A 25,295-nucleotide genomic window follows, 5' to 3' on the forward strand; every position below is an offset into this window, starting at 1 on the left:
GGCCGGGGAATCAGCAGAAGATGAGCCCGCACTGACGACGGGTCGTCGTCGTGGTGGTCGGCGGCGGGGGCTGCCGGGTGGTGGTGGTGGTGGTCGTGGTGGGCCGGGCGGTGGTCGTGGTCGTCACCGCCGTGGTCGTGGTGGTCGTCGTGTCCGTGGTCGTGGTCGTGGACGCGGAGGAGGACGACGAGGCCGAGGAAGAGGCGGACGAGGAGGACGAGGGGGACGACGCCGTCGTGCCGGTCACGGTGATCGTCCGGCTCGGCTGCTCGCTGCGCTTCACGACGACGATGTCGCCGCCGTCGCCGGGCTGGGGCGGCGCCGCCCGCGGCGACTCGGCGACCGCCCAGGTCGACGCCAGGAAAGCCGCCACCGCCGCGCCGATCATGGCACCGAAGGCAAGCCGTCCAGGACCACCCAGCGCGGTGAGCATCAACTACGACTACCGGCCTCACTCGTTCGGGTCAAATCCTGTGAGACATCTGGTACCGGCCCGGTACTTCGGGTATCAGGCCGGTACCAGAGGGGCGACCGTCAGGCGAGGTTCGCGGTGAGCGTGATCTCGGTGCCGGCCAGCGCCTTGCTGACCGGGCAGTTCTGCTTGGCGTTCTCGGCGGCGGCGGCGAAGCCCTCCGCGTCCAGGCCGGGCACGACCGCGGTGACGGTCAGGTGGATGCCGGTGATGCCGGTGCCGGGCTGGAACGTGACCTCGGCCGAGGTGTCGACCTGCTGCGGCGGGGTGCCCGCCTGCGCGAGGCCGTGCGACAGCGCCATCGAGAAGCAGGAGGAGTGCGCGGCGGCGATCAGCTCTTCGGGGCTGGTCTTGCCGTTCGCCTGCTCGGCGCGGGACGGCCAGCTCACGTCGAACGTCCCGGTGCCCGACGACTCCAGGGCGACGCTGCCCTTGCCCTCCAGCAGGTTGCCTTCCCAGTGCGTGGTCGCCTTGCGGGTGGTGGCCATGTCTGCAACTCCGTCTTCGACGAGGAAACCTTCGCCACCAACCTAATGGGGATCTTCACCGCGCGCCGACGCCCGGGGCGCACGGCGACTGTGACGAACACGGCGACGGACCCGGCGACGAACCCGGACGGGGGACGACACCGCCCCGGCACGAACGGCCCGAGCGGTAACGGCTGGAGCGGACACGGCCCGAGCGGTAACGGCCGGAGCGGAAACGGGCACACGAAAACGGCGAGTGCCCCACGAGGAGCACTCGCCGTTCGCGAGAGCGGATGACGAGACTCGAACTCGCGACCCTCACCTTGGCAAGGTGATGCGCTACCAACTGCGCTACATCCGCCTGTTGGGAAGAACTATAGCTCATGCCCCAACCGGGTTTCGACGGGGGGTCCCGCTTCGGCGAGGAGCCGGTCGACCTCGGTCAACCGCTCCTTGGACCACCGCCACTCCCACAGCGGGCGCACCCGGTCGACCACCTCGGCGGGCAGCCACGGCGCCACCTCGTCGCGCAGCTCCCACTCGTCGAACACGTGCTCGTAGAAGCTGACCACCGACGCGTCGGACAGGAACCGCTCGGGCTGCCGGAAGCACCAGTGGGCGAACCCGTAGACGCGGCGCAGCACCTCCCGGTCGCCGTCCCGGTGCGCCTCCAGCGCGAGCTGCCACAACTCCGACAGGAACACGTGGCAGGACCAGGACTCGCGCTCGACAACGGCGCTCAGCTCGGGGAGGAGGGCGGAAGCCCTTGCGCGCCAGTCGACCACGCGGCAGGAGACTACTCGCCACACGGGCCGCCGCCGCGCGGTCGGCCACCACCTGACGCCTACCCGTGACCGCGTCGTCACCGAAAGCTAGGTCGATCGCTGCGGTAGGCAGGCGCACGCGTTCACCCGAACGGCCCACTCCGTCCGTCTGGTCTTCGGTATCGGCTCGCTATCACTTCGGGCTGGACCGGTTCGGCTGTGGCATCTTGACGACGGGACCACAGGCGGGCGGGAGGTGCCGGGCGGGATGGCCGGAGATGCCGATTTCGACCGGGAACTGCTCGCCAGGGTCAGGGCGGGTGACGACGGGGCGTTCGGCGAGCTGTTCACCCGCCACGCCGACGCCGTTCGTCGGTTCGCGCTGCGGCACGTGCGTGAACACGCCGAGGCCGACGACCTGACCGCGGAGGCGTTCTTCCGCGTGCTCCAGGCGATCCGCCGCGGCAACGGCCCCACCGACCACGTCCGCACGTACCTGCTGACCGTCGCGCGCCGGGTGGCGTGGGAGTGGAGCGGGCGGCGCCGTGACGTGCCGGTGGAGGACGAGGAGCTGAGCCGGCGCGTCGAGCCGTTCCCGGACGTCACGGCGAACCGGCCCGAGCACACGCTGATCTCCCGCGCCTTCACGAGCCTGCCCGAGCGGTGGCGCACGGTGCTGTGGCAGGTCGAGGTGGAGGGCGAGCGGCCCGCCGCGGTCGCGCCGCACTTCGGCCTGAGCCCGAACGCGATGGCGGCGCTGGCCCGCCGGGCCCGCGAGGGGCTGCGCGCGGCGTACCTGCAGGCGCACCTGTCCCAGGACGCGGGTCCGCGGGCGTGCAGCTCGGTGGTCGCGAAGCTGGGCACGTACACGGCGGGCGGTGCGCAGGGCTCGGAGCAGAAGCGCATCCGCAAGCACCTCCAGGCGTGCTCCTCCTGCAACGCGCTGCACGCCGAGCTGACCGAGGTGTGCTCGACGTTGCGGGCGCACGCGGCGAGCATCGCCGTGCCGGTGGCGGCGACGGCGCTGCTGGCGCCCTCGGTGCTGGGTCCGACGGGGGTGGCGTCCGGGGTGCTGGGGCCCGCGGTGCTGGGCAAGGCCGCGTTGCTCACCGGACGGGTGAAGCTGGTGCTGGCCGCCGCCGCGTCGGCCGCCGCCGTCGGCGTGCTGGGCGTGCTGGCGGGGACGTTCACCGGCGGGCCGGGTCCGGGGCTGGTCGAGGCCGGTCCGAACGGCGGGCCCGACCAGCACGTGCTCGCGCTGTGCTCGACCTCGGAGACGACGACCGTGACCGGCACGGCGACCAGCGCGACGTCGCCGCGGCCCGAGGCGCGGCAGGTCGGGCACACGAGGACGACGCGCCCGACGTCCGCGACGACGTCCGCCACGTCGTCCGGCGAGGTTCTGGCGGCCGCGTCGCAGCCGGGGACGACCGGTTCGACCGCCCCCGCCGAGCCGCGCGCCCTGGTGGCCGACCCGTCGGCGCGCCCCCCGTCGGACTCCGACTCGGCGCTGCTGGCCACCACCGGCAGCACCGCCCCGGACGGCACGTCCACCAGGAACACCGCGACCAAGGGCTCCGCGCCCAAGAGCACCACCGCCACGACCGCCACGGCGACCACGGCGGCCGCGACCACCCAGCGGAACGCGTCCACGACCACCGCGCCGACGAAACCGGCCACCACCCCGACGACCGTGACGCTGCACCCGACGCCGAGCGCCCTCACCCCGGCGTGACTGCGGGTTTCACCCGCGAGGTGCAACACTCTGCCGGTAGCGTGGGAAACGCTGAGTGATCGCTCGACGTCCTGAGGAGACGGTGATGACGCGGCTGGTGCGCGGAGCTGACGGCCGGATGTGGACGGTGCGCAGTCAGATCGAGTGGCGCAACCCGTCGACAGACGCCGACTTCGAGCACGACGTGAGCGGTGGCCACGGCCCCGGCGTCCTGATGCTCGCGATCGTCGTGGTGATGGGTGTCGTCCTGGTGGCGTGGACGCCGCCGGAGGTGGTCGTGCCGGCGTGGCTGCTCGTCGCGCTGGTCCTGGTGTTCCTGTTCTTCCCGGTGCGCTGGGCGGTGCGTCGGCCGTGGCTGGTGGTGGCCGAGTCGAAGAAGACCGAGGAGCTGCCGCCGGAGCGGTGGGTCGGCTCGGTGCGCGGGTTCCTGGTCGTGCGCAACGAGGTCGCCAACGTCGCCCGCAAGATCGAGATGTACTCGCTGCCGGACCTGGACGGGCCGTTGCAGCCGGTCGACTGACGGCGACCGGTCGACTGATGGCCGCCGCCGGGTGACACTGGTCGGGTGCCGGAACTCCCCGAGGTCGAGGCCCTCGCCCACCACCTGCGCGAGCACGCCGTCGGACGGCGCGTGCACCGGGTGGACGTGGCGTCGTTGCAGGTGTTGAAGACGTTCACGCCGCCGTGGACGGAGCTCCAGGGTCGCGAGGTGACCGGCGCGGGCCGGTTCGGCAAGCACCTGGACCTCGACTGCGGCGGCCTGCACCTGGTGGTGCACCTGGCGCGCGCCGGGTGGCTGCGCTGGTCGGAGCACCTGTCGGCGGCGCCGCCCAAGCCGGGCCGCGGGCCGCTGGCGCTGCGCGTGCACCTCGGTCCGCCGGGGGAGGGGCCGGGGTTCGACCTGACCGAGGCGGGCACGAAGAAGGGCCTGGCCGCGTGGGTGGTGAACGACCCGGCGGACGTGCCCGGCATCGCCCGGCTCGGGCCGGACGCGCTGTCGGTGACGCGGACCCAGCTGGAGGACCTGTTCGCCGGGCGGACCGAGCGGCTGAAGACCGCGTTGACGGACCAGGCGCTGATGGCGGGCGTCGGCAACGCGTACTCCGACGAGATCATGCACACGGCCCGGCTGTCGCCGTACGCGACGGTGGGGAAGCTGCCCGCGGAGGCGCTGGACCGGCTGCACGAGGCGTTGATCGGCGTGCTGACGGACGCGGTGGCGCGGTCGGTCGGCCAGTCGGCGGCGACGTTGAAGGGCGAGAAGCGGTCCGGGCTGCGGGTGCACGCGCGGACCGGCCTGCCGTGCCCGGTGTGCGGCGACGCGGTCCGCGAGGTGTCGTTCGCGGACAAGGCGTTCCAGTACTGCGCGACGTGCCAGACCGGCGGGAAGCCGTTGGCGGACCGGCGGATGTCGCGCCTGCTCAAGTAGCGCGTCGCCGGTTCATCCCTGAGCCCGAGTGGTTCACACCTCCGGGTGGGCTTCGGCTGGTGTCCGCGTGACCGGGAATTCCTCGTGGTGTCGGACAACCACCAGGAGGAGCTATGAAGACGCGCATTGTCGCCGCCCTGACCGGCGCCGCACTGGCCGCGACCACGTTCGCGGGCCTCGCCGCCGCCGCGCCGGACCGGGAGCCGGACCCGGTCGAGGAGCGGTACCGGGAGGTGATCTGCCGGGTGCTGGAGCAGTTCGACCTGCTCGACGCGCCGGAGTTGGCGGACCTGGTCGAGCAGCTGGGCTGCGAGGAGTCGGACGACCCGAGCTCGTCGACGAGCCCGACGTCGTCCACCACCCCGTCGTCCAGCACGCCCGCCGCACCGGGAGCGCGGACGGGCTCCGGTGGGCGCTGATCCCGCCGGAGGGCGGACGCACGCGTGGGGCGCGGCCCGAGTGATCGGGTCGCCCCCACTGTCCGTGATCACGACCCCTCGCGATCACCCGATCGGGTAAGCAGATCGCCACGGTTGCCGCCAATTCATCGGATGTGCACGTCTCGAACCGCCCGCACCCTTGCCTATGCCGCCCCCACGGCACAGCATGGACGCCGTGCAGGACCTCCTCACCGAGCGCGCGGTGCTCGGCGTCATCGCGACCCTGGCCGTCCTAGGCCTCTTCGTGATGCTGTGCCGCGCCCGTCGGGTCAGCACGTCGGTCGAGGACGCCGTGATGGACATGCTGCACCGCATGTCCAAGGCGTCGGCCGACCTGCGCGAAGGGCTGACCGAGGACGCCGCGAACAAGGCGACGCCGCACCTGCGGGAGATGCTGCGGTGCGTCGCGGTCGGCATCACCGACCACGAGGGCACGCTCCTGTCGTGGGACGGCGGCGCCAACGACCACTACGAGTTCCTGCGCTCCTACATCGAGCGCGCCATCGGCGAGGGGCACAAGGAGCACGTCGAGCACCGCAAGCTGGACTGCGAGCTGCCCGGCCCGTGTTCCCTGCACAGCGCCGTGATCGTGCCGCTGGTGGTGGAGGGCGACGTCGCCGGCACGCTGATCGTCGTCAGCGGCGTGGCGAACAAGCGGCAGATCAGGATGGCCGAGGAGACCGCGCGGTTCGTCTCCACGCAGCTGGAGCTGGAAGTGCTCCAGAAGTCGCGGCAGGCGTTGGCGCAGGCCGAGGTCCGGGCGCTGCGGGCGCAGATCTCGCCGCACTTCGTCTACAACGCGCTGAACACGATCTCGTCGCTGATCCGCACCGACCCGGCGCACGCGCGGGAGCTGCTGCAGGAGTTCGCCGAGTTCACCCGCTACTCGTTCCGCACCGACGGCTTCTTCACCACGCTGTCGGACGAGCTGACGAACATCCACCGCTACCTGACCATCGAGCAGGCGCGGTACGGGCCGAGGCTCAACGTCCGGCTGAAGATCGCGCCCGAGGTGCTCCAGGTCGTGCTGCCGTTCCTGGTGCTGCAACCGCTGGTGGAGAACGCGGTCCGGCACGGGCTGGCCAAGAAGCCCGGCGGCGGGCTGCTCACGATCATCGCCGAGGACAACGGCGCGGAAGCGCTGATCTCGGTCGAGGACGACGGCGTCGGCATGGACCCGGACCGCCTCTTCGAGGACTTGAAGGACGCGCACCAGACCGGCGCGCACGTCGGCCTCGGCAACATCAACCACCGGATGCGCGCGGTGTTCGGCGACGATTACGCGCTCGTCGTGGAGACCGCGCCGGACGCCGGCATGAAGATCATCCTGAAGATCCCGAAGTACCGGCCGGGCGTGCGGACGAACCTGCCGATCGTCCCGCCGCGGCTGGAGGACACCACCGAGCAGCCCGTCGTCCGCGCCTGACGACCACGTGATCGGCCGGCGTGGTCGAGCCCGTGGTCAAGCCGCGCGACCGGACGGCCCGGTGATCAGGCGGCGGCGATCGCGAGCACCGTCACCATCATCACGGCGCACACGCTCCACGTGATCCACATCCAGTAGACGTGCATGGGAGTGGGGCCGTCGGCGTTCTGCCTACCGCGGTCGTCCCACCACTCGACGTAGCGTTCGAGCCACCGGATCGGGTTGAACGTCACCGGTCGATGTTAGCCGCGCGGGCCGAATCCCGGGCGCACTCGCCCCGCCGGCCAACGCCTCGCCGACGTAAGGTCGTCGTCATGAGCGTGACGGACAAGATCGCGGCGCGGCTGCCCAGGATCGTCAGCGAGCGGACCGAGCGCGGACCCGTGGTGGCCGCCGTCCGCCTCCACGGCGTCATCACGCCGACCCCGACGCCGATGGCCCGCAACACCATCAGCATGCAGACCGTGGAGAGCGCGTTGACCCGCGCGTTCGACCACGACCGGCTCGTCGCCGTCGCCCTGCTGATCAACTCCCCCGGCGGCGCGCCGACGCAGTCCGCGCTGGTCGCCGAGCGCGTCCGCGAGCTGGCCGCGAAGAAGAAGGTGCCGGTCCTGGCGTTCTGCGAGGACCTGGCGGCCTCCGGCGGCTACTGGCTCGCGTGCGCGGGCGACGAGGTCTACGCGCACGGCACGTCCCTGGTGGGCTCGATCGGCGTGGTGAGCGCGGGGTTCGGCCTCAACGGCCTGATCGAGCGCTACGGCGTCGAGCGCCGCGTGCACTCGGCCGGCGAGAACAAGGTCCGCCTCGACCCGTTCAGCCCGGAGAAGCCGGAGGACGTCGAGTGGCTGAAGGGCCTCCAGGCGCAGCTGCACGAGCAGTTCGTCGACTGGGTGAAGGAGCGGCGCGGCGCGAAGCTGAAGGCCACCGACGACGAGCTGTTCAACGGCGAGGTGTGGACCGGTGCGAAGGCGGTCGAACTCGGCCTGGTGGACGGCATCGGCACGTTGCGCGGTGTCGTGGCGAAGCGGTACCCGGACGCGGACATCGCGATCGCGGAGCCCCGCCGACCGTTGCTCGCCCGCCTCGGGCTCGCCGGCAGCACCACCCGATCGGGCGACTTCCTGCTGGAGGGGTTGGCGGCGCTGGAGGAGCGGGCGCGCTGGTCGCGATTCGGCTTGTGAGGTCACGGCCCCGCGGCCGTCCGGCAACCGGCGTAGACAGCGACCCCGGTGGGTCGGCAAGATGCGCGGCACAGTGAGTACCCCAGTGAAGCCAACCACCGTGAACAATCGCGCGGACAGCAGCGGCCTCCTCGTCCTGGCGGTGGACGACGAGGCTCCCGGTCTGAGCGAGATCAAGTACCTGCTCGAGAGCAGCCCGCACATCCGACGCGTGCTCACGGCCTTCGACGCGGCCGAGGCGCTGCGCATCCTCCGGGGTGACTACGACGTCGAGGTGATGGACCGCACGAAGGCGGGGCTGCCGCCGGTCGACGCCGTCTTCGCCGACATCAACATGCCCGGGCTGAGCGGCACGGACCTCGCGCGCGTGCTCGGCGCGTTCCGCGCGCCGCCGGCGCTGGTGTTCGTCACGGGCGTCGAGCACTCGGAGGCCGTGGTGGCGTTCGAGGTGGGCGCGCTGGACTTCGTGACGAAGCCGATCAACGAGGACCGGGTCAACAAGGCGATCTCGCGGGTCGTCGACCGGGTCGCGGCGACGCCGGCGGTCACCCCCGAGCCCGCCGCGGCGGAACCGCAGGACGACGAGGTGATCCCGGTCGAGCTGGGCGGCACCATCAAGCTCGTGCCGCGGGCGACCGTCCGCTACGTCGAGGCGCAGGGCGACTACGCGCGCCTGCACACCAACGACGGGTCGAGCCACCTGGTGCGCATCCCGTTGGCGCAGCTGGAAGAGCGCTGGGAGAACGCCGGCTTCGTGCGCATCCACCGCTCGTTCCTCGTGGCGCTGCCGCTGGTGACCGAGCTGCGGATGACGTCGAACGGGTACGCGGTGGTGATCGGCTCCGGCGAGGGCGCGAAGGAGCTGCCGGTCAGCCGGCGGCACACGCGTGAGCTGAAGGAGCGGATCGTGCGTCCCCCCAAGAGCAGTTGGGGATGACCAAGCACACCGGCCCCCCCGGCCAACCGGACCAACCGCAGCCGGCCGAGCGCGATGCCTGGCTGCCGGTGTCGACGTCGGCGGCGTCGCGCAAGAACCGCCGGCGGCGGGTGGTGCTCGCGGACCCCCGCGGTCGCGGGCGGGTGCTGCGCACGATCATCGAGCTGGAGGAGCAGACCAGCGTCGGCGAGAAGCTGATCCGGGACCTGATCCGGACGCAGCTGCGCACCGGCCTGGCGCTGGGCGGCGGCACGTTGCTGCTGCTGGCGTCGCTGCCGGTGGCGTTCTACCTGCTGCCGTCGCTGGCGGAGGTGCAGCTGCTGGGCGTGCGGCTGCCGTGGCTGCTGCTGGGCCTGCTGCCGTTCCCCCTCTGCTACGGCGTGGGGTACGCGTACCGGAGGCTGGCGGAGAAGCACGAGCACGACTTCGTGAGTTCGGTGGACCGGTGATCCAGACCCCGTGGAGCCTGGTGCTCGTCGGCGTGATGGCGGCGCTGACGTTCCTGTTGGGCTACGTGGGGTCGCGCCGCGCGAACACGACCCCGGACTTCCTGGTGGCGCGGCGCGGTGTGCCGGCGACCCGCAACGCCGCCGCGATCTCCGGCGAGTACCTGTCCGCGGCGTCGTTCCTCGGCGTCGCCGGGCTGGTGCTGAAGGACGGCGTCGACGCGCTGTGGTACCCGATCGGCTTCACCGCCGGGTACCTGGCGATGATGCTGTTCGTCGCCGCGCCGCTGCGGCGGTCCGGCGCGTACACGCTGCCCGACTTCGCCGAGGCGCGGCTGGGGTCGTCGAACCTGCGGAAGTTCTGCACGTTCTTCGTGATCTGCATCGGCGTGCTGTACCTGGTGCCGCAACTCCAGTCGGCCGGGCTGACGTTGAACACGATCACCGGCCTGCCCGCGTGGCTGGGCGGCGCGGTGGTGACGGTGATCGTGGTGGTGAACGTCCTCGGCGGCGGGATGCGCGCGATCACGCTCGTGCAGGCGTTCCAGTACTGGGGCAAGCTGTTCGCGATCGCCGCGCCGACGTTCGTGCTGTTCACGATCTTCCTGGCGGGTCCGGGCAACGGGGCGCAGCCGGTGGACTCGTCAGGGGTCCTGCGGTTTCCCGAGGACGTCGAGGTGACGACGGTCGACCCGGTGCGGGTCAAGGTCGACGTGGCGGTGGACCTGTCCGCGACCGGGCAGGTGAACGGGGCGTTCGCGGACGGCGAGGTGTACTGGACGCCCGGCCGGTACGAGGTGGGCGCGGAGACCGTGCTGCGGTTCACGGCGGGGTCGCCGGTGCCGGTGGTGGAGGGCTCCCCGACGAGCAACCACGACTGGCTGCGGCCGGAGACCGACGGGCTGTCGGGCCTGTTCGAGACGTACTCGCTGATCTTCGCGACGTTCCTGGGCACGATGGGCCTGCCGCACGTGCTGGTGCGGTTCTACACCAACCCGGACGGGCGGGCGGCGCGGCGGACCGCGTTGCACGTGCTGTACCTGCTGGGGTTGTTCTACCTCTTCCCGACCGTGCTGGGCGTCATCTCGCGCCAGTACCTGCCGCAGCTGCTCGTGACGGGGAAGACGGACGCGGCGGTGCTGATGCTGCCGAGCACGATGCAGCCGAACCTGCTGGGCCAGGTGTTGGGCGCGATCGTGGCGGCGGGCGCGTTCGCGGCGTTCCTGTCGACGTCGTCGGGCCTGGTGGTGTCGGTGGCGGGGGTCGTGTCGACGGACATCCGGTCGGGCCGGGTGAGCGACTTCCGGTGGGCGACGGTGCTGACCGGCGCGGTGGCGATCGGGTTGGCGATGCTGCTGCCGCGGTCGGACGCGTCGTTGACGGTGGCGATGTCGTTCGCGCTGGCCGCCTCGACGTTCTGCCCGCTGCTGCTGCTGGGCATCTGGTGGCGCGGGCTGACGTGGGTGGGCGCGATCGCCGGCCTGGTGGTCGGCGGCGGCCTGGTGATCAGCGCGCAGGTGGTGACGGTGATCAGCTCGCACACCGGGCGGTGGGCGCCGTCGCTGCTCTCGCAGCCCGCGCTGGTGACCGTGCCGCTGGCGTTCCTGACCATGGTGATGATCAGCAAGCTGACCGCGCGGCGCACGCCCGAGGACGTCAACCAGGTGCTGCTCCGGTTGCACGCGCCGGACCCGCTGGGGTTCATGCGCGACCGGGAGTCGCGGTTCGGCTCTTCCGGGGACCGGCCACGCCGGGTGGACGCGGCCGAGAGGGGCGGTTCTTCCCCGTCCCCCATTCCCCCTCAATGAAGGGCATCGTGGACGGAACGGGATGACCTCTCACGGCTCGTGACCGGGAGTCGGGAAAGGTCTCGAATGGGTGAAGCTAAAGACACCGATCCGGCTACCGGTGATATCGATCACCTGAGTGGCAGTTCGTCTCAGTATTCATACCGCTCATCGCATCACTCGGCAGTTGAGCGCACGGGCACCCGGAAGGTCTTTCAGGCGTGACCCAGGTCTCCCTACGGTGCTCCGCGTATCAGGAACGCACCAGGAGGCCTTACGTGTCGTTCACACCGTCGTCAAGTACGCGAGGAGGGGACCGTGAGCACCTCTGAGCAGCACACCCCGGACGCCCAGGGCAATCACAACTGGGTAGAAGTGCAGGACAGCCCCGACTTCCGTGAGCTCCGCCGGCGGCTGCGCAGCTTCGTGTTCCCCATGGCCGGCCTCTTCCTGGCCTGGTACGTGCTGTACGTCCTGCTGGCCGACTACGCCCACGGCTTCATGTCGACCAAGCTCTTCGGCAGCAACATCAACGTGGGCCTCGTCCTCGGCCTGCTGCAGTTCGTGTCGACGTTCGCCATCACGACGCTCTACGTCCGGCACGCGAACAAGAAACTCGACCCCATGGCGGAGAAGCTCCGCAACGAGCTCGAAGGGGGTCAAGCGTGAACGGCAGCGCCCTGCTCAACATCGGCATCTTCGGCATCTTCGTCGCGGCAACCCTGGTCGTGGTCATCCGGGCCAGCCGCAACACCAAGACGGCCGCCGACTACCTCGCCGCGGGCCGCGCCTTCACCGGCCCCCAGAACGGTGTCGCCATCGCGGGCGACTACCTGTCCGCCGCGTCGTTCCTCGGCATCGCGGGCGCCATCGCGCTCAACGGCTACGACGGCTTCCTGTACTCCATCGGCTTCCTCGTCGCGTGGCTCATCGCCCTGCTGCTGGTCGCCGAGCTGCTGCGCAACACCGGCAAGTACACGATGGGCGACGTCCTCAGCTTCCGCATGAAGCAGCGCCCCGTGCGCGCGGCGGCGGCGACGTCCACCATGGCCGTGTCGTTCTTCTACCTGCTCGCGCAGATGGCGGGCGCGGGCGGCCTGGTCGCCCTGCTGCTCGGCATCACCGGCAAGTTCGGCCAGGCGATCGTGATCGCCGTCGTCGGCGCCCTGATGATCGCGTACGTGCTCATCGGCGGCATGAAGGGCACCACCTGGGTGCAGATCATCAAGGCGGTGCTGCTGATCATCGGCGCCGGCCTGATGACGGTCTGGGTGCTGGCCAAGTTCGGCTTCAACCTGTCCGCCGTGCTCGGCGCGGCCGTGGACGCCGCCCCCAAGGCCGGCGAGAAGCTGCTCGGCCCCGGCCTCCAGTACGGCGCGACCGGCACGTCCAAGCTGGACTTCCTGTCGCTGGCCCTCGCGCTGGTCCTCGGCACCGCCGGCCTGCCGCACATCCTGATGCGCTTCTACACCGTGCCGACCGCCAAGGAAGCCCGCCGCTCGGTGGTCTGGGCGATCTGGCTGATCGGCCTGTTCTACCTGTTCACGCTGGTCCTCGGCTACGGCGCGGGCGCGCTCGTCGGCGCGGACAAGATCCGGGCGGCCCCGGGTGGCCCGAACTCGGCGGCTCCGCTGCTCGCCGAGGCGCTGGGCGGCCCGCTGCTGCTGGGCCTGATCGCGGCGGTCGCGTTCGCGACGATCCTCGCCGTGGTGGCCGGTCTGACGATCACCGCGTCGGCGTCGTTCGCGCACGACATCTACGCCAACATCATCAAGAAGGGCGAGGCGGAGGACAAGGACGCCGAGGTCAAGGTCGCGCGGCGGACCGCGGTCGTGATCGGCATCGTGTCGATCCTCGGCGGCATCGCGGCCAACGGCCAGAACATCGCGTTCCTGGTGGCCCTCGCGTTCGCGGTGGCGGCGTCGGCGAACCTGCCGACCATCCTCTACTCGCTGTTCTGGAAGCGGTTCAACACCTCGGGCGCGCTGTGGAGCATCTACGGCGGTCTCGCGGTGACGATCACGCTGATCGTGCTGTCGCCCGCGGTGTCCGGCAAGCCCACGTCGATGTTCAAGAACGTCGACTTCGCGCTGTTCCCGCTGTCGAACCCCGGCATCGTGTCGATCCCCGTCGCATTCCTGCTCGGTTACATCGGCACGGTCATGTCGAAGGAGCGCGACAAGGAGAAGTACGCGGAGATGGAGGTGCGCGCCCTCACCGGCGTCGGCGCCGAGAAGGCGGTCGCCCACTAGGGCCGACCCCCATCCCGCCGGAGACCACGCCGGCCGTCATCCCTTCGGGGGAGGGCGGCCGGCGTGCTCCTTATCCCCTGCTTATTCGCCTCGTGGCAGCATGGTGGCCGTGACCGTTCCCAGCGTTGAAGTGTCCGAGGTGCCGGCGGATCTGCCGGAGGGCAAGGTCCTGCTCGACGTGCGCGAGGCCGACGAGTGGGTGGCGGGCCACGCCCCGGGCGCCCTGCACATCCCCATGAGCGAGCTGGCGGGCCGCCTCGGCGAGCTGCCGGGCGACAGCGAGTTCTACGTCGTGTGCCGCGCCGGCGGCCGTTCCGCGCGGGTCACCCAGTACCTCAACGCCAACGGCTGGGACGCCACCAACGTCGACGGCGGCATGCAGGTGTGGGCCGCGTCCGGCCGTCCGCTGGTCGGTGAGGTCGACGGCGCGGAGCCCGAGGTCATCTGACATGGCGCTGCGGCCGATGCGCGTGGACTGGGTGGCGACCCCGCCACCCGGCGCCTACCCGCACCGTCGGCTCGGCGCGCCGCGACGGGGCTACACCGGTCCGCCGTCGTACCCGGTGCCACCGCGCTGGGGTTTCCCGCTGCTGGCGTGGCGCTGGCCGACGTCCGTGGCGACGGACGACGACGCGCCCGCCGACTCCGTCGAGCAGGTCCAGCGCGCGGCCCGGACCGCGTCCCACGCCCTCGGCCTGGCCGGCCTGACCGCGTTGTGGGCGGCCGGCAGCGAGATCTGGCGTTACGTGTTGTTGCTGCTCAGCCGCTACGGCGCGCTGTCGGAGGGCACGGTCGGCGTGTCGGACGCCATGGTCGTGTCGTCGGCCGTGGTCATGGTCGTGGCGTCCGGGATGGCGATCGTCTTCACCCTCCTGTGGCTGCGCCGGGCGAGGAACGCCGCCGCCGCGGAAGCGGGCTACCGGCCGTCCCGCCCGGACCGCGAGGTGCTGATCGGCCTCGTCGTGCCGGGGGTGAACCTGGTGGTGCCGGGTTCGGTGCTGGCGGAGCTGGAGCACGCCGCCCTGCGCGAGCCGCCCACCGCCCGTCCCCGGCCGTCCCGCCTGCTCCGCTGGTGGTGGGGCCTGTGGGTGGCCGCCGGCGTGTTCACCGCGTTCACGATCGCGTGGTCGTTCCGGTCGAGCGTGCAGGCAATGGCCGACGGCGTGCTGTTCCACGCCGTGTCCGACCTGCTCGGCGCCGCGGTGGCCATCGTGACCGCCGCCGTGGTCCGGCACATCACCACCCTGCTGCTGCCGGTGGACGCCACCGCCATCCGCCGGATGCGGGTGGTGGACGTGAAGCACGCCCCCGCGCCCACCCTGCGCCCCGTGCGGCCGTCGGGCTCACCTCGCTGACCGGGTGAGCGGGCCGGAGTGAGCGGGACCGGGGTGAGCGGGGACGAGTCGAGCCCGGCCGAGTCGAGCCGGGACGGGTTGAGCCGCGACGGGTTGAGCCGGCTCTTCGAGGAGCACCGGCCCCGGCTGCGCGCCGTGGCGTACCGGGTGCTCGGCTCGCTGAGCGAGGCCGACGACGCCGTGCAGGACGCCTGGCTCCGGCTCGACCGCACCGACACCGACGAGATCGGCAACCTCGGCGGGTGGCTGACGACCGTCGTCGCCCGCGTCTGCCTGAACGTGCTCCGCACCCGCGGCCGGCGGGCCGAGGAGCCGTTCGACGTCCACGTGCCCGACCCGGTCGTCAGCCACGACGACGGCACCCACCCCGAGCACGAAGCCCTGCTGGCCGACTCGGTGGGCCTGGCCCTGATGGTCGTGCTGGACACCCTCACCCCGGCGGAACGCGTCGCGTTCGTGCTGCACGACCTGTTCGCCGTGCCGTTCGACGAGATCGCCGCGCTGGTCGGGAAGTCGACGGCCGCGACCCGGCAGCTCGCCGCCCGCGCCCGCCGCCGGGTCCGGGACCGGGCGCCGGCCCCGGACGCCGACCTCGCCCGCCAGAGGGAGGTCGTGAACGCCTTCTTCGCCGCCGCCCGCGACGGCGACCTCGACGCGCTCGTCGCCGTGCTCGACCCGGACGTCGTGCTGCGGTCCGACGGCGGCGCGGGCTCCCGCCTCACCGTCACCCTCTCCGGCGCGCGCACGGTCGCCGGCCAGGCCGTCACCTTCGGGCAGCTGTACCCGCTCGCCCGTCCAGCCCTGGTCAACGGCGCGGCCGGGGTCGTCGTCGCGGCCGACGGCCGGCCGCTGTCGGTCATGGCGTTCACCGTCGCGGACGGCCGGATCGTGGCCATCGACGTCCTGGCCGACCAGGAACGCCTGGCCCGGCTCGTGGACGTGCGCGGTGTTCACACGGGCTGGTCCTCGGGTTCCGATCCCTCGAACTCCCAGACGAGTTCGAGGGGCACGCGCCTGCCGTAGCGGTGGAGGGCCGACTCGGCGGACGCGTGCTGACCGATGAAGATCCGGCCGGTGTCCGGATCACGGCGGTAGACGATGGCGTCCGTCCGCTCCTCCTCGATGATCTCCATGCCCCAGGCGAAGATCCGGGTGCGGTCGGTGGCGTCCACCAGGCTGAAGAGGTTCGCTTCCACGGGACCGACTGTCCCGCCGGGAGATCCGCCCGATGCGGTGAAGCGGGGCGGGAATCCCGCCTGCGGGCGTCCCGCTGGATCATGCTGCCCTGTGCCCACCCCGCCACCGTTCCGCCGCCGTCGGTTGGGGCGCAAGCTCGCCCGGATGCGGACCACAGCCCGGATGACCCTCGACGAAGCCGCCAAAGCCCTGTACCGCACCAAGTCCACCCTCCACCGGTTGGAGAAGGGGGAGACGATCCTGGACGTCCACCTCGCCAAGTCGATGATGGACCTCTACGACCAGTACGACCCCGACCTCATCGACCAGGCCCTCCGCGCCCGTGAGCCCGGCTGGTGGACCACCTACGGCATCGAGAACCAGGGTTACATCGACGTCGAGACCGAGGCGAGCGCGGTCTACGAGTTGTCATTCATGGTGATCACGGGCCTGCTCCAGACGACCGGCTACATGCGCGCGCTCTTCGAGGCCGACCGGTTGAAGCGGACCAAGCGCTGGCTGGCGAGCGACATCCGCGTCCGGCAGATAAGGCAGAAGCGGCTGACCGATCCGGACGACCCCTTGCAGCTGCACGCGGTCCTGGACGAAGCCGCATTGCGCAAGGTCGTCGGTAGCCGGCAGATCATGCGCGAGCAGTTGGAGCACCTGATTGAGATAAGCGGGCAACCAACGGTGACCCTTCAGATCCTGTCGAGCGAAGGCGGTGCGATCGACCGCATGGGCCTCGGGTTCATCCTGCTCAGCTTTCCCGATCCGGCGGAATCCGATGTGCTCTACGTCGAGCACGTGCTCGGGGCGACACACATCGAGGAACCTCGTGAGCTGCGAGAAGCTAGACTGGTCTTCGACCACGTGGCCTCCAGGGCGTTGAGCCCGGAGGAATCGGTCGCGCTGATCGAGCGGATTCTGGCCGAATGAAAGAGGCGATGACTGTGTCCATTGTGGACCTGTCTGGCGCGGTGTGGCGGAAGAGCGGCCGCAGCGGTGGCGGGAGCAACGCTGCCTGCGTCGAGGTGGCGTTCGTGGACGCGGTGTGGCGCAAGAGCAGTCGGAGCAACGGCGCCAGCAATGCCAACTGCGTCGAGGTGGCGTTCGCCGGGCCGGCGGTGGCCGTGCGGGACTCGAAGAACCCGGCCGCCGCAACGCTCGCGTTCCCCGCTGTTCAGTGGTCGTTCTTCCTCCGGCACTTGGGCTCCTGACCGGCCGCGTGCCACCGTGACCCCATGCGGGCACTCGCGGTGGCACTGGTCCTCACCCTGCTGGTTCCGGGGCTCGGCTCCGGCGTGGCGAGCGCGGAGAGCGACCGGAAGTTCGACCTCCAGGCCCACCGGGGCGGGATCGGGCTGACGGTCGAGAGCACGTTGGCGGCGTTCGCCAAGGCGCTCGAAGTGGGCGTCACGACGCTGGAACTGGACGTCCAGATCACCAAGGACGGCCGCGAGGTCGTCACGCACGACCGCAGGACCAACCCGGCCAAGTGCCTCGACACCGCACCCGCCTTCCCCGGCGACCCGGCGTTCCCGTACGCGGGCAAGTACGTGAAGGACCTGACGTTCGCGCAGGTCAGGACGCTGGACTGCGGCTCGCGGCGCTGGGCGCAGTACCCGGACCAGGAGCTGTCGCCGGGCGCGCGGATGCCGACGCTGGCCGAGGTGTTCGACCTGGTCCGCAGCTACCGGGCGTTCACCGTGAAGTTCAACATCGAGACCAAGGTCGAGGCCGCCGCGCCGCACGAGACCGCGCCGCGCGAGCAGTTCGTGGAGGTCACCGCCCGCGCGATCCGCGAGTCCGGCTTCTACCGCAACGTCACCGTGCAGTCGTTCGACTGGGGCACGCTGATGCTGTGGCGCGAGGCCGAACCGCGCCTGCCGCTGGTCGCCCTCACCCAGCCCGAGTTCCTGCGCCCCGGCTCGCCGTGGACGGGCGGGCTGAAGCTGGAGGACTTCGGCGGCAGCGTCGTGAAGGCCGTGAAGAGCTTCGGGGCGTCCGCGCTCTCCCCGGTGCACGGCAACCCGCAGAACGGGCGGACCGGCGACCCGAACTACGTCCCGTTCACCACGAAAGCCCTGGTGGACGAGGCGCACGCGCACGGCCTGGCGGTCGTCCCGTGGACGGTCAACGACCAGGCCACCATGCACAAGCTCATCGACGACGGCGTGGACGGCATCATCACCGACTACCCGGACCGCCTGCGCGCCGTGATGGCCGAGCGCGGCTTCAAGCTGCCGAAGCAGCACACGGCCAAGCGGTAGCGGCTCACGCCCACCGGCGCTTGTGGAAGATCGGGTCGCGGCCGTGGACGTCGAGCGCCACGTCCGGCTCGGTGAACACCTCGTCGACGCGGGCCGGTCGTGCGGTCGACCGGCGCAACGCCCGCCGCACCCCCGGCCAGTCCGAGGGCCGCAGCCCGACGTCACGGCGCACCACGAGCAGGTCGGCGGGCCGGGCGTGGCCCATCCGCCACAGCTCCTCCGGCGGCACGTTGTCCCGCGCCGGGATGAACAGCGCGCTGTGCCGGCTGGTCGCCGCCAACCGCACCAACGCGCCCAACCGCACCAGATCGGCCCGCGACCCGGTGACCGCGGCCATGCCGGTGATCGGCTCGGGAGGCCGCACCCAGAGGTTGCGCAGGCGTGCGGCGGGCACGAGGACGCGGTGCAGCGGAGCGTGCCGCACCACGGGGTGCGCGATCACCGACAACCGCATCGGCCCAGGGTGAGGGCTGTCGGGACGCGCGTCGAGCGGTTTACGCCGACGTGAGCGGCAGGTCGTGCAGGCCCCGGATGACGAACTCGGCCCGGCGGCGGGGTTCGGCGGCCAGTTCCGCGTTCGGCAGCTTGCGGGCCAGGGACGACAGCGCGGCCTGCACCTCGATGCGGGCCAGGGGCGCGCCGAGGCAGTAGTGGATGCCCATGCCGAAGCCCAGGTGGGGGTTGGGGTTGCGGCCGATGTCGAGGGTGTCCGGGTCGGCGAAGACCTCGGGGTCGCGGGCCGCCGCGCCGAGCAGCGCGGCGATCTTCTGTCCCGGCTCGACCACGTGCCCGGCGATGGTGACGGGCGCGGTCGCGGTGCGCTCGAACAGCTGCAACGGCGAGTCGTAGCGGATCAGCTCCTCCACCGCGGTGGGCAGGAGGGTGGGGTCCGCCACCAGCCGACGCCACTCGGACGGGTGGTTCATCAACGCCCGCACGCCGTTGCCGATGACGTTGACGGTGGCCTCGTGGCCGGCCATGAGCAGCAGCACGGCGGTCGCCACGAGCTCGTCCTCGGTGAGCTTCGCGCCGTCGGTGCCGGTGACCGCCACCAGGTCGGACACCAGGTCGTCACCGGGCGTCGCGCGCCGCAGCGCGACCAGTTCCCGCAGGTAGGCGACGAACTCCGTGGCCGCGTGCTCGGCCGCCGCCCTCTTGTCCGGCGCGAGGTCGTACTCGTACATCTTCACGATGGCGTTCGACCACGGCTGGAGCAGCGCCCGGTCCCGCGTCGGCACGCCCAGCAGCTCGGCGATCACCTCGACCGGCAGGGGCGCGGCCACGTGCGACAGCAGGTCCGCCTGGCCCTCGGACTCCACCTTGGCCACCAGCTCGTCCACGAGCCGGTCGGCCAGCTCGACGATCCACGGCCGCAGCCGCTCGACGTGACCGCGGCCGAACGCCGCCGCGACGAGCCGGCGCAGCCTGCTGTGCGTGGGCGGCTCGTTCTCCAGCATCGAGTTGCGGTGCAGCAGGTTGAAGGAGGTGAAGCTCTCGACGGGCTTGGCGTCGGTCCAGATCCGGCCGAGCGACCGGTGCTTGAGCACGGACGACGCCGCCGCGTGCGACACCGCCAGGGCGATGCCCATCTCCTCGTGCCAGTGCACCTCGCCGTCGGCGCGCAGGGCGGCGAACGCCGGGTAGGGATCGGCGATGAAAGCCGGATCGTGCTGGTCGAAGGATGCCACGATCACGGACGGTAGGTCGTCACGGCGACCCGCGTCCATCCGAGTGTGGTTGAGAAATCAAACTTTCAGGGAGCTGTGACATCGGGTAGTCGAGTTGACCCGATCCGTGCCCCACCAGCAGCATTCGACCGTGCCACCTGAAGTCGTCGCCCACCGCGGCGCGTCCACCCGCCGCCCGGAGCACACGCTCGCCGCGTACGAGCTCGCGCTGGCCCAGGGGGCGGACGGCCTGGAGTGCGACGTGCGGCTCACCAGGGACGGGCACCTGGTCTGCGTCCACGACCGCACCATCGACCGCACCAGCGGCGGGACGGGCGCGGTCGGCGCGATGACGTTGGACGAGCTGCGCCGGCACGACTTCGGCAGCTGGCACGGCGGCGAGCCCGCCGGGGTGCTGACGCTGGAGGCGCTGCTCGGGCTGGCCGCCGACCACGGCGCGCGCCTGTTCGTCGAGACCAAGCACCCCGTCCGGCAGGGCGGCCGGGTGGAGCGGCGGCTCGCCGAGGAGCTGGGCCGGCACCGCGTCGACGTGGTGATGATGTCGTTCTCCGTGTTCGCCGTGCACCGGTTCAAGGAGCTCAGGCCCGAGGTGCCGACCGTCCTGCTGTACGACCGGCTGTGGCCGCGGGCGAAACCCCGCTTCGCCGACTTCGCCGGACCCGGAGTTCACCTCCTCAGGCGTCACCCGGACAGGGGTGAGGGTGTGTACGCGTGGACGGTCGACGACCCGGCCGACATCGCCCTCTGCATGCGGCGCGGCGTGCGGTTCATCGCGACCAACAACCCGGCGGAGACGCGCGAGCGCGTTGCGGCTAACTTGACGCCCGACCAGCCAGACCAGCCCTGAGACGAGGAGGCGCGGTGGCGAAGCGGACGGCCGTGAAGGCCGGCACCGGGAAGACCGGCACGGAGAAGAACCAGCCTGCCGACGGCGTCAACCCGCGGCAGCCGTGCCCGTGCGGCTCCGGCAAGCGCTACAAGGCGTGCCACGGCGCGGCCGGCGGCGCGGCGGACGTGATCGTCTCCCGCCCGTTCGAGGGCCTGGCCGCCGAGGCCGAGCTGATCGCGCTGCGCGAGTTCGTCCCCTCCGCGACGGCCAAGCTGCCCCTCAAGGACTCCGGCGCGCGCGAGATCGTGCTGGCCACCGTGCTGCCGATGGCCGCCGCCGGCCTGATCCGCGCCGACGGCACCGCGTTCGTCGGCCTGCAGGTCCAGACCCGCTCCGGCGACCTCAGCCGCGACCTGGCCCGCGCCGTGCAGTGGGCGCTGACCGCCGAGACCGGCGCCGCCCTCCCCGTCGTCGGCCCGGACCACGGCGAGAACCCCGGCCGGCTCCAGGACCTGCTCGACCCCGAGGCCACGCTGACGCCCGAGCTGCACACCGACTTCGCGTGGTGGCTGCCGCCGGACAACGAGCCCAGCGGCGACGTCGCCCTCTCCCTCGAACGCGCCAACGCGGCCATCCTGCCCACCGAGCGCCTCGACGCGCCCGGCGTGCTCGCCGCCTACTGGGTCGACGCGGGCGACAAGGCGCACCTGCGCTGGGTCCGCCCCGAGCCGGAGGAGACGTTGCTGGCGGCGCTCGCGCGGCTGTCCGTGCGCGGCGAGCTCGACCTCGGCGAGGGCTCCCGGTACGCGGGCTCGTTCCGCGCGCACGGCCTGCTCGTGCCGGTGTGGGACCTCGACCGCGAGCTGCACTCCAGCGAGTGGGCACCGGGCGCGGAGGCGTTGGGCAAGCGTTTGCAGGACGCCCTGACCAGCCTCGACGCCGAGCCGCTCACCGAGCAGGAACGGCGTGCGCGCGACGGTCTGCGCGGCCGGCAGATCACCCTGCGCTGACGTTGTCCACAGCTGTCCCCAGCTTTGTCCACAGCTCCTGTGGACAACTGCGTGGACGAGGAGGAGGTGGCCGGGCGTGATCCTGCGGATCAGCCCGAAGGCCGACTGGACGCGCGCCCGAGAGGACGGTGCGATCCCGCTCGACCTCGACGGCTTCGTGCACTGCTCGGACCCCGGCACCGTCCACCTCCCCGCGAACCGCCTGTACCCGAACCGGCACGACCTCGTGCTGCTGGTGATCGACCCCGAAGGCCTGCCCGTGCTGTGGGAGCCGGGGGAGACCGGCGAGGACGGGCCGTGGTTCCCGCACGTCTACGGCCCGATCCCGGCCGACGCCGTGGTGGCCGTGCACGAGTTCACCCCGGACGCCGACGGCGCGTTCCGGCCCTTGCCCGTTCTGTGATCCACGCCCGTCGCCCGGGCGTCGAACGGCGAGGTGACCGGTTGGTCGTCACCATGTCGGGGTCACCCGCGTGGCGGCAGGTGGTTCCACCCGACGGGGCGGGGGACGGTGGCTGATGGAGCTGGTCGGGACCGAGTGCGGCCTGGAGGCAGGATGAAGCGGCTCGTGGCGGCGGGGCTGCCGGCGGCGATGTCGGCCGTGGTGCTGACCGTGACCCTGGTCGGGTGCGACGCGGTCACGCCGACCGCCCTGACACCGACGACCTCCGGCGACGGTCGGACCGCCGAAGCGGGCGGCACGGCCGTGCTCGACGCCCGCGGCATCGGCGCGGTGCGGTTGGGCATGACGTCGGCCGAGTTGGAGGCCACCGGCGAGATCGGCGGCGACGTGACCACGCCGGAGTTCTCCTGCGTGATCCGGGAGCTGAAGGCCGCGGACGGCTGGGTGGGCCTCCAGGACGGCGTGGCGGTCGAGATCCGGGTGGACGGGGGCGCCGGCACGCCGGAGGGCCTGCGCATCGGCGACTCGCGGGCGCGCATGCACGAGGTCTACCCGGGCGTGGAGCAGTACCCGCACGGCTTCATCCGGCCGCTCGACGCGAACACCGGGTACAAGTTCTTCTTCGAGAACGCGGGCGACACGCTCACCGGCATCGGCCTGGTCCGGGCCGACCGCGGCTGCCTCACCTGACCACGCCACGACGCCCGCCACCGGGAGGTGACGGGCGTCGTCGGCTGTCGTCGGTGGGTGCTTACAGCGCTCCGCCGGCGGCCCTGGGCGCGCCGCCGTCGGCTTCCTCGCCCACGGACTCGCGGGTCAGGAAGTTCTCCACGTGGAACAGGTTGCCGTCGGCCCGGTCGACGACGGTGAGCAGCGTGCTCATCGACGCGACCTCCTCCACCTGCTCCTTCAGGAACCACTGGAGGAACTGCTCGCCGAGGTAGTCGCCCTCGTCGCGGGCGGTCTTGGCGAGCGTCACGATCTGCTCGGTGACCTTCTTCTCCTGCTCCAGCGCGAGCGCGACCGGCTCCCGCGGCGCGGTGAAGTCGTTGCGGACGTCGTCCACGCCGGGAATGCTCACCGGAAGGCCGTTGTCCATCAGGTACTGCACGATCATCATCGCGTGGTTGCGCTCTTCCAGCGCCTGCTTGTAGAAGTGCGACGCGAGGCGGGGCAGGTCGTTGCCGTCGTACCAGACCGCGATCGCGACGTATTGCTGTGATGCCGTGAACTCGTTGCGGACCTGCTCCTGGAGCAGCTCGTGGAACTTCGACGCACGCGCGGAAGAAAGCTTCTTCAAGTTGACCGCCATGCTCGCAGAATAACCGAACGTGGGGTTTAATGCATTGCAGGTAAGGCTTAGGGAAGATAGGAAAGGGTTACCGAAGAAAGCTTAGGCAACCCTCTCCCGGTGGAATCAGACGAGTGGCGCGCGGTCGATCGGGCACGACATGCAGCGCGGCCCGCCCCGGCCGGAGCCGAGCTCGGAGCCGCTGATCCGGATGACCTCGACGCCGGCGTCCTCCAGCCGCGCGTTCGTCTCCACGTTCCGCTCGTACGCCACGACGAGACCCGGCCCGACGGCCAGCGTGTTGTTGCCGTCGTCCCACTGCTCGCGCTCGGCGGTCACCGGGTCGAGCCCGGTGTCGATCACGCGCAACCGCTCGATGCCCATCGCGTCGGCCGCCGCCTCCAGGAACGGCCGCCGGTCCTCCACCACGACGCCGCCCGCGCCGTCCGAGCGGACCGGGAAGGCGAACAGGTTGTCCCGCACCGCCGGGTACATCACCACGGCGTCCCGGTCGACCATCGTGCACACCGTGTCGAGGTGCATGGTCGCCCGCTCCTGCGTGATCGGCACCGCCAGCACGGTGTGCGCGAGGCCGTCCGCCAGCGCGGACCGGGCGAACGACTCCGCGCCCGCCGGCGTGGTCCGCTCGCCGACGCCGATCGCCAGCACGCCCGGCGCGAGCAGCAGCACGTCACCGCCCTCGACCGGCGCGGAGTGCGCCCCGTACGCGCGGCCCGTCTTCCGGAACCGCGGGTGGTAGGCGTAGATCAGGTCCGTCAGCGCGGTCTCCCGGTCGCGCGCCGGCAGCGCCAGCGACGTGATCGCCACCCGGTCGCCGACCCACACCGACGAGTCGCGCGTGAACAGCAGGTTCGGCAGCGGGTCGACCGCGAAGTCGATCGGGTGGTGCATCTTGCGCACCAGCGACGCGCCCTCCGCGGCGGGCAGCTCCTCGAACGTCATGCCGGTCATCAGCGCCGTGGCCAGCTGGTCGGGGCTGATCGAGGCCAGGTGCGAGCGCAGCGCGTCGGCCAGGTCGATGCCCAGCCGCCGCTCGTTGACCGCGCTGTGGATGCCCGCGATCCGGGCCCGGTCGTCGTGCAGGGCGTCGACCAGCAGGTCCGACAGCAGCAGCACCTCGACGCCGCGGCCGCGCAGCAGCTCGGCGAACGCGTCGTGCTCCTCCTGGGCGCGGTCGACCCACGGCACGCCGTCGAACAGCAGCTGGTCGTTGTTGCGCGGGGTGAGCCGCTTCAGCTCGGCGCCGGGACGGTGCAGCAGCACCGTGCGCAGCGGTCCGACTTCGCTGTCGACCCTGGGCGCCGGGGCCGGCACGCCGTCGGTGGTCGCGGTCTGGGCGATGTGCGCAGTCACGACATCGAGAGTAACCCGAGGTCGGTCGGATCAGCAGCTCGGAGTGGCCCATTCCGGCGAAACTCGATCGTATGACCACTCGTATACGGCGATTCATTGCGCAAAGAGTGGGTCAGGATAGGAAAACGTTGCGTTGTCTGCGAGGGTGCCGGCTGTGGTCGCCGTTGCGGGATGATCGGGTTCTACCGGGGAGGGATCAGTGGCGGACTTCCACTTGTTCATCGAGGCGCCCGACCGGGCCGACGTGGCGACCACCCAACTGCTCCAAGAGCTGGTCAGGGGCGCGCGGGTCGACGCACGACCGGCGCGGGCCGCGGCGCCCGAAGGCTCCAAGAGCGGCGCGGGGGCCACCCTCGCCGAACTCGTCCTCAACGGCGCGCTGCCCGCCGCCGTGGCCGCGGCCGTCGCGTCCGTGGTCACCGCGTTCGTGCAGCGCGGCGGCGCGCGCAAGGTGACGATCAGGAACGGCGACGACGAGATCACCGTCGAGGGCGTCGGCGCGCGGTCCCAGAAGGCGCTGGTGGAGGCGTGGCTGCGCGAGCACGAGAGCGAGGGGTGAC

General features: G+C 71.6%; 31 protein-coding genes and 1 tRNA gene. 23 read left to right on the forward strand and 9 right to left on the reverse strand.

Annotated features, from left to right (window positions below):
* Window positions 1-50: 50 nt before the first annotated feature.
* Window positions 51-554, forward strand: coding sequence for a hypothetical protein (locus ACRAKH_RS00375; RefSeq protein ID WP_447009551.1), 504 nt, complete (start codon window positions 51-53; stop codon window positions 552-554).
* On the opposite strand, the gene ACRAKH_RS00380 is transcribed toward ACRAKH_RS00375, so the two are convergent.
* From ACRAKH_RS00380 to ACRAKH_RS00390, 3 genes are all read right to left on the reverse strand, one after another.
* Window positions 535-960 carry an OsmC family protein gene (locus ACRAKH_RS00380; protein ID WP_380723280.1) on the reverse strand — a complete coding sequence of 142 codons (426 nt, stop codon included), beginning with the start codon at window positions 958-960 and terminating at the stop codon, window positions 535-537. The genes ACRAKH_RS00375 and ACRAKH_RS00380 overlap by 20 nt on opposite strands.
* A 267-nt stretch (window positions 961-1,227) precedes the next feature.
* Window positions 1,228-1,300 (reverse strand) — tRNA-Gly (locus tag ACRAKH_RS00385).
* A 13-nt stretch (window positions 1,301-1,313) separates the two neighbouring features.
* Complete coding sequence (locus tag ACRAKH_RS00390; RefSeq protein ID WP_380723279.1) at window positions 1,314-1,724, reverse strand: DUF7674 family protein; 411 nt, start codon at window positions 1,722-1,724, stop codon at window positions 1,314-1,316.
* A 247-nt stretch (window positions 1,725-1,971) separates the two neighbouring features.
* Between ACRAKH_RS00390 and ACRAKH_RS00395 the strand changes: the two genes are divergently transcribed.
* The 5 genes from ACRAKH_RS00395 to ACRAKH_RS00415 all read left to right on the forward strand — a co-directional run bounded on the left by ACRAKH_RS00395 (window position 1,972) and on the right by ACRAKH_RS00415 (window position 6,733).
* Window positions 1,972-3,438, forward strand: a complete 1,467-nt coding sequence (locus tag ACRAKH_RS00395) for a sigma-70 family RNA polymerase sigma factor (protein ID WP_380723277.1) — start codon at window positions 1,972-1,974, stop codon at window positions 3,436-3,438.
* 85 nt (window positions 3,439-3,523) lie between these two features.
* A complete protein-coding gene (locus ACRAKH_RS00400) occupies window positions 3,524-3,958 on the forward strand; it encodes a DUF983 domain-containing protein (RefSeq protein ID WP_380723275.1) in 435 nt (144 codons plus the stop codon).
* 45 nt (window positions 3,959-4,003) lie between these two features.
* Window positions 4,004-4,867 (forward strand): DNA-formamidopyrimidine glycosylase family protein, encoded by an 864-nt coding sequence (locus ACRAKH_RS00405; RefSeq protein WP_380723273.1) that lies wholly within the window; start codon window positions 4,004-4,006, stop codon window positions 4,865-4,867.
* A gap of 113 nt (window positions 4,868-4,980) precedes the next feature.
* Entirely contained in the window at window positions 4,981-5,286 is a 306-nt protein-coding gene (locus ACRAKH_RS00410; protein WP_380723271.1) for a hypothetical protein, read from the forward strand.
* A 187-nt stretch (window positions 5,287-5,473) separates the two neighbouring features.
* Window positions 5,474-6,733: a histidine kinase gene (locus tag ACRAKH_RS00415; protein WP_380723269.1), complete on the forward strand. Its 1,260-nt coding sequence runs from the start codon at window positions 5,474-5,476 to the stop codon at window positions 6,731-6,733.
* Between the two features lie 65 nt (window positions 6,734-6,798).
* Here ACRAKH_RS00415 and ACRAKH_RS00420 read toward each other — a convergent pair whose 3' ends face one another.
* Window positions 6,799-6,966, reverse strand: coding sequence for a hypothetical protein (locus tag ACRAKH_RS00420; RefSeq protein ID WP_380723267.1), 168 nt, complete (start codon window positions 6,964-6,966; stop codon window positions 6,799-6,801).
* 81 nt (window positions 6,967-7,047) lie between these two features.
* Here ACRAKH_RS00420 and ACRAKH_RS00425 point away from each other — a divergent pair, with 81 nt between their 5' ends.
* The 9 genes from ACRAKH_RS00425 to ACRAKH_RS00465 all read left to right on the forward strand — a co-directional run bounded on the left by ACRAKH_RS00425 (window position 7,048) and on the right by ACRAKH_RS00465 (window position 15,714).
* Window positions 7,048-7,914: a S49 family peptidase gene (locus tag ACRAKH_RS00425; protein WP_380723265.1), complete on the forward strand. Its 867-nt coding sequence runs from the start codon at window positions 7,048-7,050 to the stop codon at window positions 7,912-7,914.
* 61 nt (window positions 7,915-7,975) lie between these two features.
* Window positions 7,976-8,851: a LytR/AlgR family response regulator transcription factor gene (locus tag ACRAKH_RS00430; RefSeq protein ID WP_380723263.1), complete on the forward strand. Its 876-nt coding sequence runs from the start codon at window positions 7,976-7,978 to the stop codon at window positions 8,849-8,851.
* Window positions 8,848-9,300, forward strand: a complete 453-nt coding sequence (locus ACRAKH_RS00435) for a hypothetical protein (RefSeq protein WP_380723262.1) — start codon at window positions 8,848-8,850, stop codon at window positions 9,298-9,300. The genes ACRAKH_RS00430 and ACRAKH_RS00435 overlap by 4 nt, the downstream gene beginning before the upstream one ends.
* Window positions 9,301-9,335: 35 nt before the next feature.
* On the forward strand, window positions 9,336-11,105 hold the full coding sequence (locus ACRAKH_RS00440) for a sodium/solute symporter (RefSeq protein ID WP_380723297.1): 1,770 nt from the start codon (window positions 9,336-9,338) through the stop codon (window positions 11,103-11,105).
* A 297-nt stretch (window positions 11,106-11,402) separates the two neighbouring features.
* Window positions 11,403-11,753, forward strand: coding sequence for a DUF485 domain-containing protein (locus ACRAKH_RS00445; protein WP_380723261.1), 351 nt, complete (start codon window positions 11,403-11,405; stop codon window positions 11,751-11,753).
* Window positions 11,750-13,336: a solute symporter family protein gene (locus ACRAKH_RS00450; RefSeq protein WP_380723260.1), complete on the forward strand. Its 1,587-nt coding sequence runs from the start codon at window positions 11,750-11,752 to the stop codon at window positions 13,334-13,336. Before ACRAKH_RS00445 ends, ACRAKH_RS00450 begins: the two co-directional genes overlap by 4 nt.
* A 100-nt stretch (window positions 13,337-13,436) precedes the next feature.
* On the forward strand, window positions 13,437-13,784 hold the full coding sequence (locus ACRAKH_RS00455; protein ID WP_380723259.1) for a rhodanese-like domain-containing protein: 348 nt from the start codon (window positions 13,437-13,439) through the stop codon (window positions 13,782-13,784).
* Between the two features lies 1 nt (window position 13,785).
* Window positions 13,786-14,691: a DUF4328 domain-containing protein gene (locus ACRAKH_RS00460; protein ID WP_380723258.1), complete on the forward strand. Its 906-nt coding sequence runs from the start codon at window positions 13,786-13,788 to the stop codon at window positions 14,689-14,691.
* A gap of 78 nt (window positions 14,692-14,769) precedes the next feature.
* Window positions 14,770-15,714: a sigma-70 family RNA polymerase sigma factor gene (locus tag ACRAKH_RS00465; protein ID WP_447009996.1), complete on the forward strand. Its 945-nt coding sequence runs from the start codon at window positions 14,770-14,772 to the stop codon at window positions 15,712-15,714.
* On the opposite strand, the gene ACRAKH_RS00470 is transcribed toward ACRAKH_RS00465, so the two are convergent.
* A complete protein-coding gene (locus ACRAKH_RS00470; protein ID WP_380723255.1) occupies window positions 15,642-15,887 on the reverse strand; it encodes a hypothetical protein in 246 nt (81 codons plus the stop codon). The two genes, ACRAKH_RS00465 and ACRAKH_RS00470, sit on opposite strands and share 73 nt — an antisense overlap.
* Before the next feature lie 91 nt (window positions 15,888-15,978).
* Here ACRAKH_RS00470 and ACRAKH_RS00475 point away from each other — a divergent pair, with 91 nt between their 5' ends.
* Genes ACRAKH_RS00475 through ACRAKH_RS00485 form a run of 3 tightly spaced genes read left to right on the forward strand, consistent with a single transcriptional unit; the run spans window position 15,979 to window position 18,140 of the window.
* Window positions 15,979-16,806: a helix-turn-helix domain-containing protein gene (locus ACRAKH_RS00475; protein ID WP_447009552.1), complete on the forward strand. Its 828-nt coding sequence runs from the start codon at window positions 15,979-15,981 to the stop codon at window positions 16,804-16,806.
* An 8-nt stretch (window positions 16,807-16,814) separates the two neighbouring features.
* Window positions 16,815-17,087, forward strand: coding sequence for a DUF397 domain-containing protein (locus ACRAKH_RS00480; protein ID WP_380723251.1), 273 nt, complete (start codon window positions 16,815-16,817; stop codon window positions 17,085-17,087).
* Between the two features lie 24 nt (window positions 17,088-17,111).
* Complete coding sequence (locus tag ACRAKH_RS00485) at window positions 17,112-18,140, forward strand: glycerophosphodiester phosphodiesterase (protein ID WP_380723249.1); 1,029 nt, start codon at window positions 17,112-17,114, stop codon at window positions 18,138-18,140.
* Between the two features lie 4 nt (window positions 18,141-18,144).
* Here ACRAKH_RS00485 and ACRAKH_RS00490 read toward each other — a convergent pair whose 3' ends face one another.
* Complete coding sequence (locus tag ACRAKH_RS00490; RefSeq protein ID WP_380723247.1) at window positions 18,145-18,594, reverse strand: hypothetical protein; 450 nt, start codon at window positions 18,592-18,594, stop codon at window positions 18,145-18,147.
* Between the two features lie 40 nt (window positions 18,595-18,634).
* The gene (locus ACRAKH_RS00495) at window positions 18,635-19,867 is read right to left on the reverse strand and encodes a cytochrome P450 (protein WP_380723245.1); all 1,233 of its coding nucleotides are present in this window, start codon (window positions 19,865-19,867) and stop codon (window positions 18,635-18,637) included.
* A 91-nt stretch (window positions 19,868-19,958) separates the two neighbouring features.
* Here ACRAKH_RS00495 and ACRAKH_RS00500 point away from each other — a divergent pair, with 91 nt between their 5' ends.
* The 4 genes from ACRAKH_RS00500 (at window position 19,959) to ACRAKH_RS00515 (ending at window position 22,760) form a co-directional block, all read left to right on the forward strand.
* Window positions 19,959-20,675 carry a glycerophosphodiester phosphodiesterase gene (locus ACRAKH_RS00500; protein WP_380723244.1) on the forward strand — a complete coding sequence of 239 codons (717 nt, stop codon included), beginning with the start codon at window positions 19,959-19,961 and terminating at the stop codon, window positions 20,673-20,675.
* Between the two features lie 14 nt (window positions 20,676-20,689).
* Complete coding sequence (locus ACRAKH_RS00505; protein ID WP_380723242.1) at window positions 20,690-21,667, forward strand: DUF5926 family protein; 978 nt, start codon at window positions 20,690-20,692, stop codon at window positions 21,665-21,667.
* Between the two features lie 76 nt (window positions 21,668-21,743).
* Complete coding sequence (locus ACRAKH_RS00510) at window positions 21,744-22,070, forward strand: DUF952 domain-containing protein (RefSeq protein WP_380723241.1); 327 nt, start codon at window positions 21,744-21,746, stop codon at window positions 22,068-22,070.
* 153 nt (window positions 22,071-22,223) lie between these two features.
* Window positions 22,224-22,760, forward strand: a complete 537-nt coding sequence (locus ACRAKH_RS00515; protein WP_380723240.1) for a hypothetical protein — start codon at window positions 22,224-22,226, stop codon at window positions 22,758-22,760.
* A gap of 61 nt (window positions 22,761-22,821) precedes the next feature.
* Here the strand turns inward: ACRAKH_RS00515 and ACRAKH_RS00520 are convergent, their stop codons facing one another.
* Both ACRAKH_RS00520 and ACRAKH_RS00525 read right to left on the reverse strand, forming a co-directional pair.
* Entirely contained in the window at window positions 22,822-23,382 is a 561-nt protein-coding gene (locus ACRAKH_RS00520) for a ferritin (protein WP_380723238.1), read from the reverse strand.
* Window positions 23,383-23,487: 105 nt separating this feature from the next.
* Complete coding sequence (locus ACRAKH_RS00525; RefSeq protein ID WP_380723236.1) at window positions 23,488-24,735, reverse strand: arginine deiminase; 1,248 nt, start codon at window positions 24,733-24,735, stop codon at window positions 23,488-23,490.
* Between the two features lie 199 nt (window positions 24,736-24,934).
* Here ACRAKH_RS00525 and ACRAKH_RS00530 point away from each other — a divergent pair, with 199 nt between their 5' ends.
* The gene (locus ACRAKH_RS00530; protein ID WP_380723234.1) at window positions 24,935-25,294 is read left to right on the forward strand and encodes a hypothetical protein; all 360 of its coding nucleotides are present in this window, start codon (window positions 24,935-24,937) and stop codon (window positions 25,292-25,294) included.
* Window position 25,295 lies beyond the last annotated feature (1 nt).

This window comes from Saccharothrix hoggarensis, from assembly GCF_052936025.1.

Coding starts and splice junctions, on each gene's coding strand:
- ACRAKH_RS00380 (WP_380723280.1), bottom strand. CDS start 960: ATGGCCACCACCCGCAAGGCGACCACGCACTGGGAAGGCAACCTGCTG.
- ACRAKH_RS00395 (WP_380723277.1), top strand. CDS start 1,972: ATGGCCGGAGATGCCGATTTCGACCGGGAACTGCTCGCCAGGGTCAGG.
- ACRAKH_RS00400 (WP_380723275.1), top strand. CDS start 3,524: ATGACGCGGCTGGTGCGCGGAGCTGACGGCCGGATGTGGACGGTGCGC.
- ACRAKH_RS00410 (WP_380723271.1), top strand. CDS start 4,981: ATGAAGACGCGCATTGTCGCCGCCCTGACCGGCGCCGCACTGGCCGCG.
- ACRAKH_RS00415 (WP_380723269.1), top strand. CDS start 5,474: ATGGACGCCGTGCAGGACCTCCTCACCGAGCGCGCGGTGCTCGGCGTC.
- ACRAKH_RS00425 (WP_380723265.1), top strand. CDS start 7,048: ATGAGCGTGACGGACAAGATCGCGGCGCGGCTGCCCAGGATCGTCAGC.
- ACRAKH_RS00430 (WP_380723263.1), top strand. CDS start 7,976: ATGCGCGGCACAGTGAGTACCCCAGTGAAGCCAACCACCGTGAACAAT.
- ACRAKH_RS00435 (WP_380723262.1), top strand. CDS start 8,848: ATGACCAAGCACACCGGCCCCCCCGGCCAACCGGACCAACCGCAGCCG.
- ACRAKH_RS00440 (WP_380723297.1), top strand. CDS start 9,336: ATGGCGGCGCTGACGTTCCTGTTGGGCTACGTGGGGTCGCGCCGCGCG.
- ACRAKH_RS00455 (WP_380723259.1), top strand. CDS start 13,437: ATGGTGGCCGTGACCGTTCCCAGCGTTGAAGTGTCCGAGGTGCCGGCG.
- ACRAKH_RS00460 (WP_380723258.1), top strand. CDS start 13,786: ATGGCGCTGCGGCCGATGCGCGTGGACTGGGTGGCGACCCCGCCACCC.
- ACRAKH_RS00480 (WP_380723251.1), top strand. CDS start 16,815: ATGACTGTGTCCATTGTGGACCTGTCTGGCGCGGTGTGGCGGAAGAGC.
- ACRAKH_RS00485 (WP_380723249.1), top strand. CDS start 17,112: ATGCGGGCACTCGCGGTGGCACTGGTCCTCACCCTGCTGGTTCCGGGG.
- ACRAKH_RS00490 (WP_380723247.1), bottom strand. CDS start 18,594: ATGCGGTTGTCGGTGATCGCGCACCCCGTGGTGCGGCACGCTCCGCTG.
- ACRAKH_RS00495 (WP_380723245.1), bottom strand. CDS start 19,867: ATGGACGCGGGTCGCCGTGACGACCTACCGTCCGTGATCGTGGCATCC.
- ACRAKH_RS00515 (WP_380723240.1), top strand. CDS start 22,224: ATGAAGCGGCTCGTGGCGGCGGGGCTGCCGGCGGCGATGTCGGCCGTG.
- ACRAKH_RS00520 (WP_380723238.1), bottom strand. CDS start 23,382: ATGGCGGTCAACTTGAAGAAGCTTTCTTCCGCGCGTGCGTCGAAGTTC.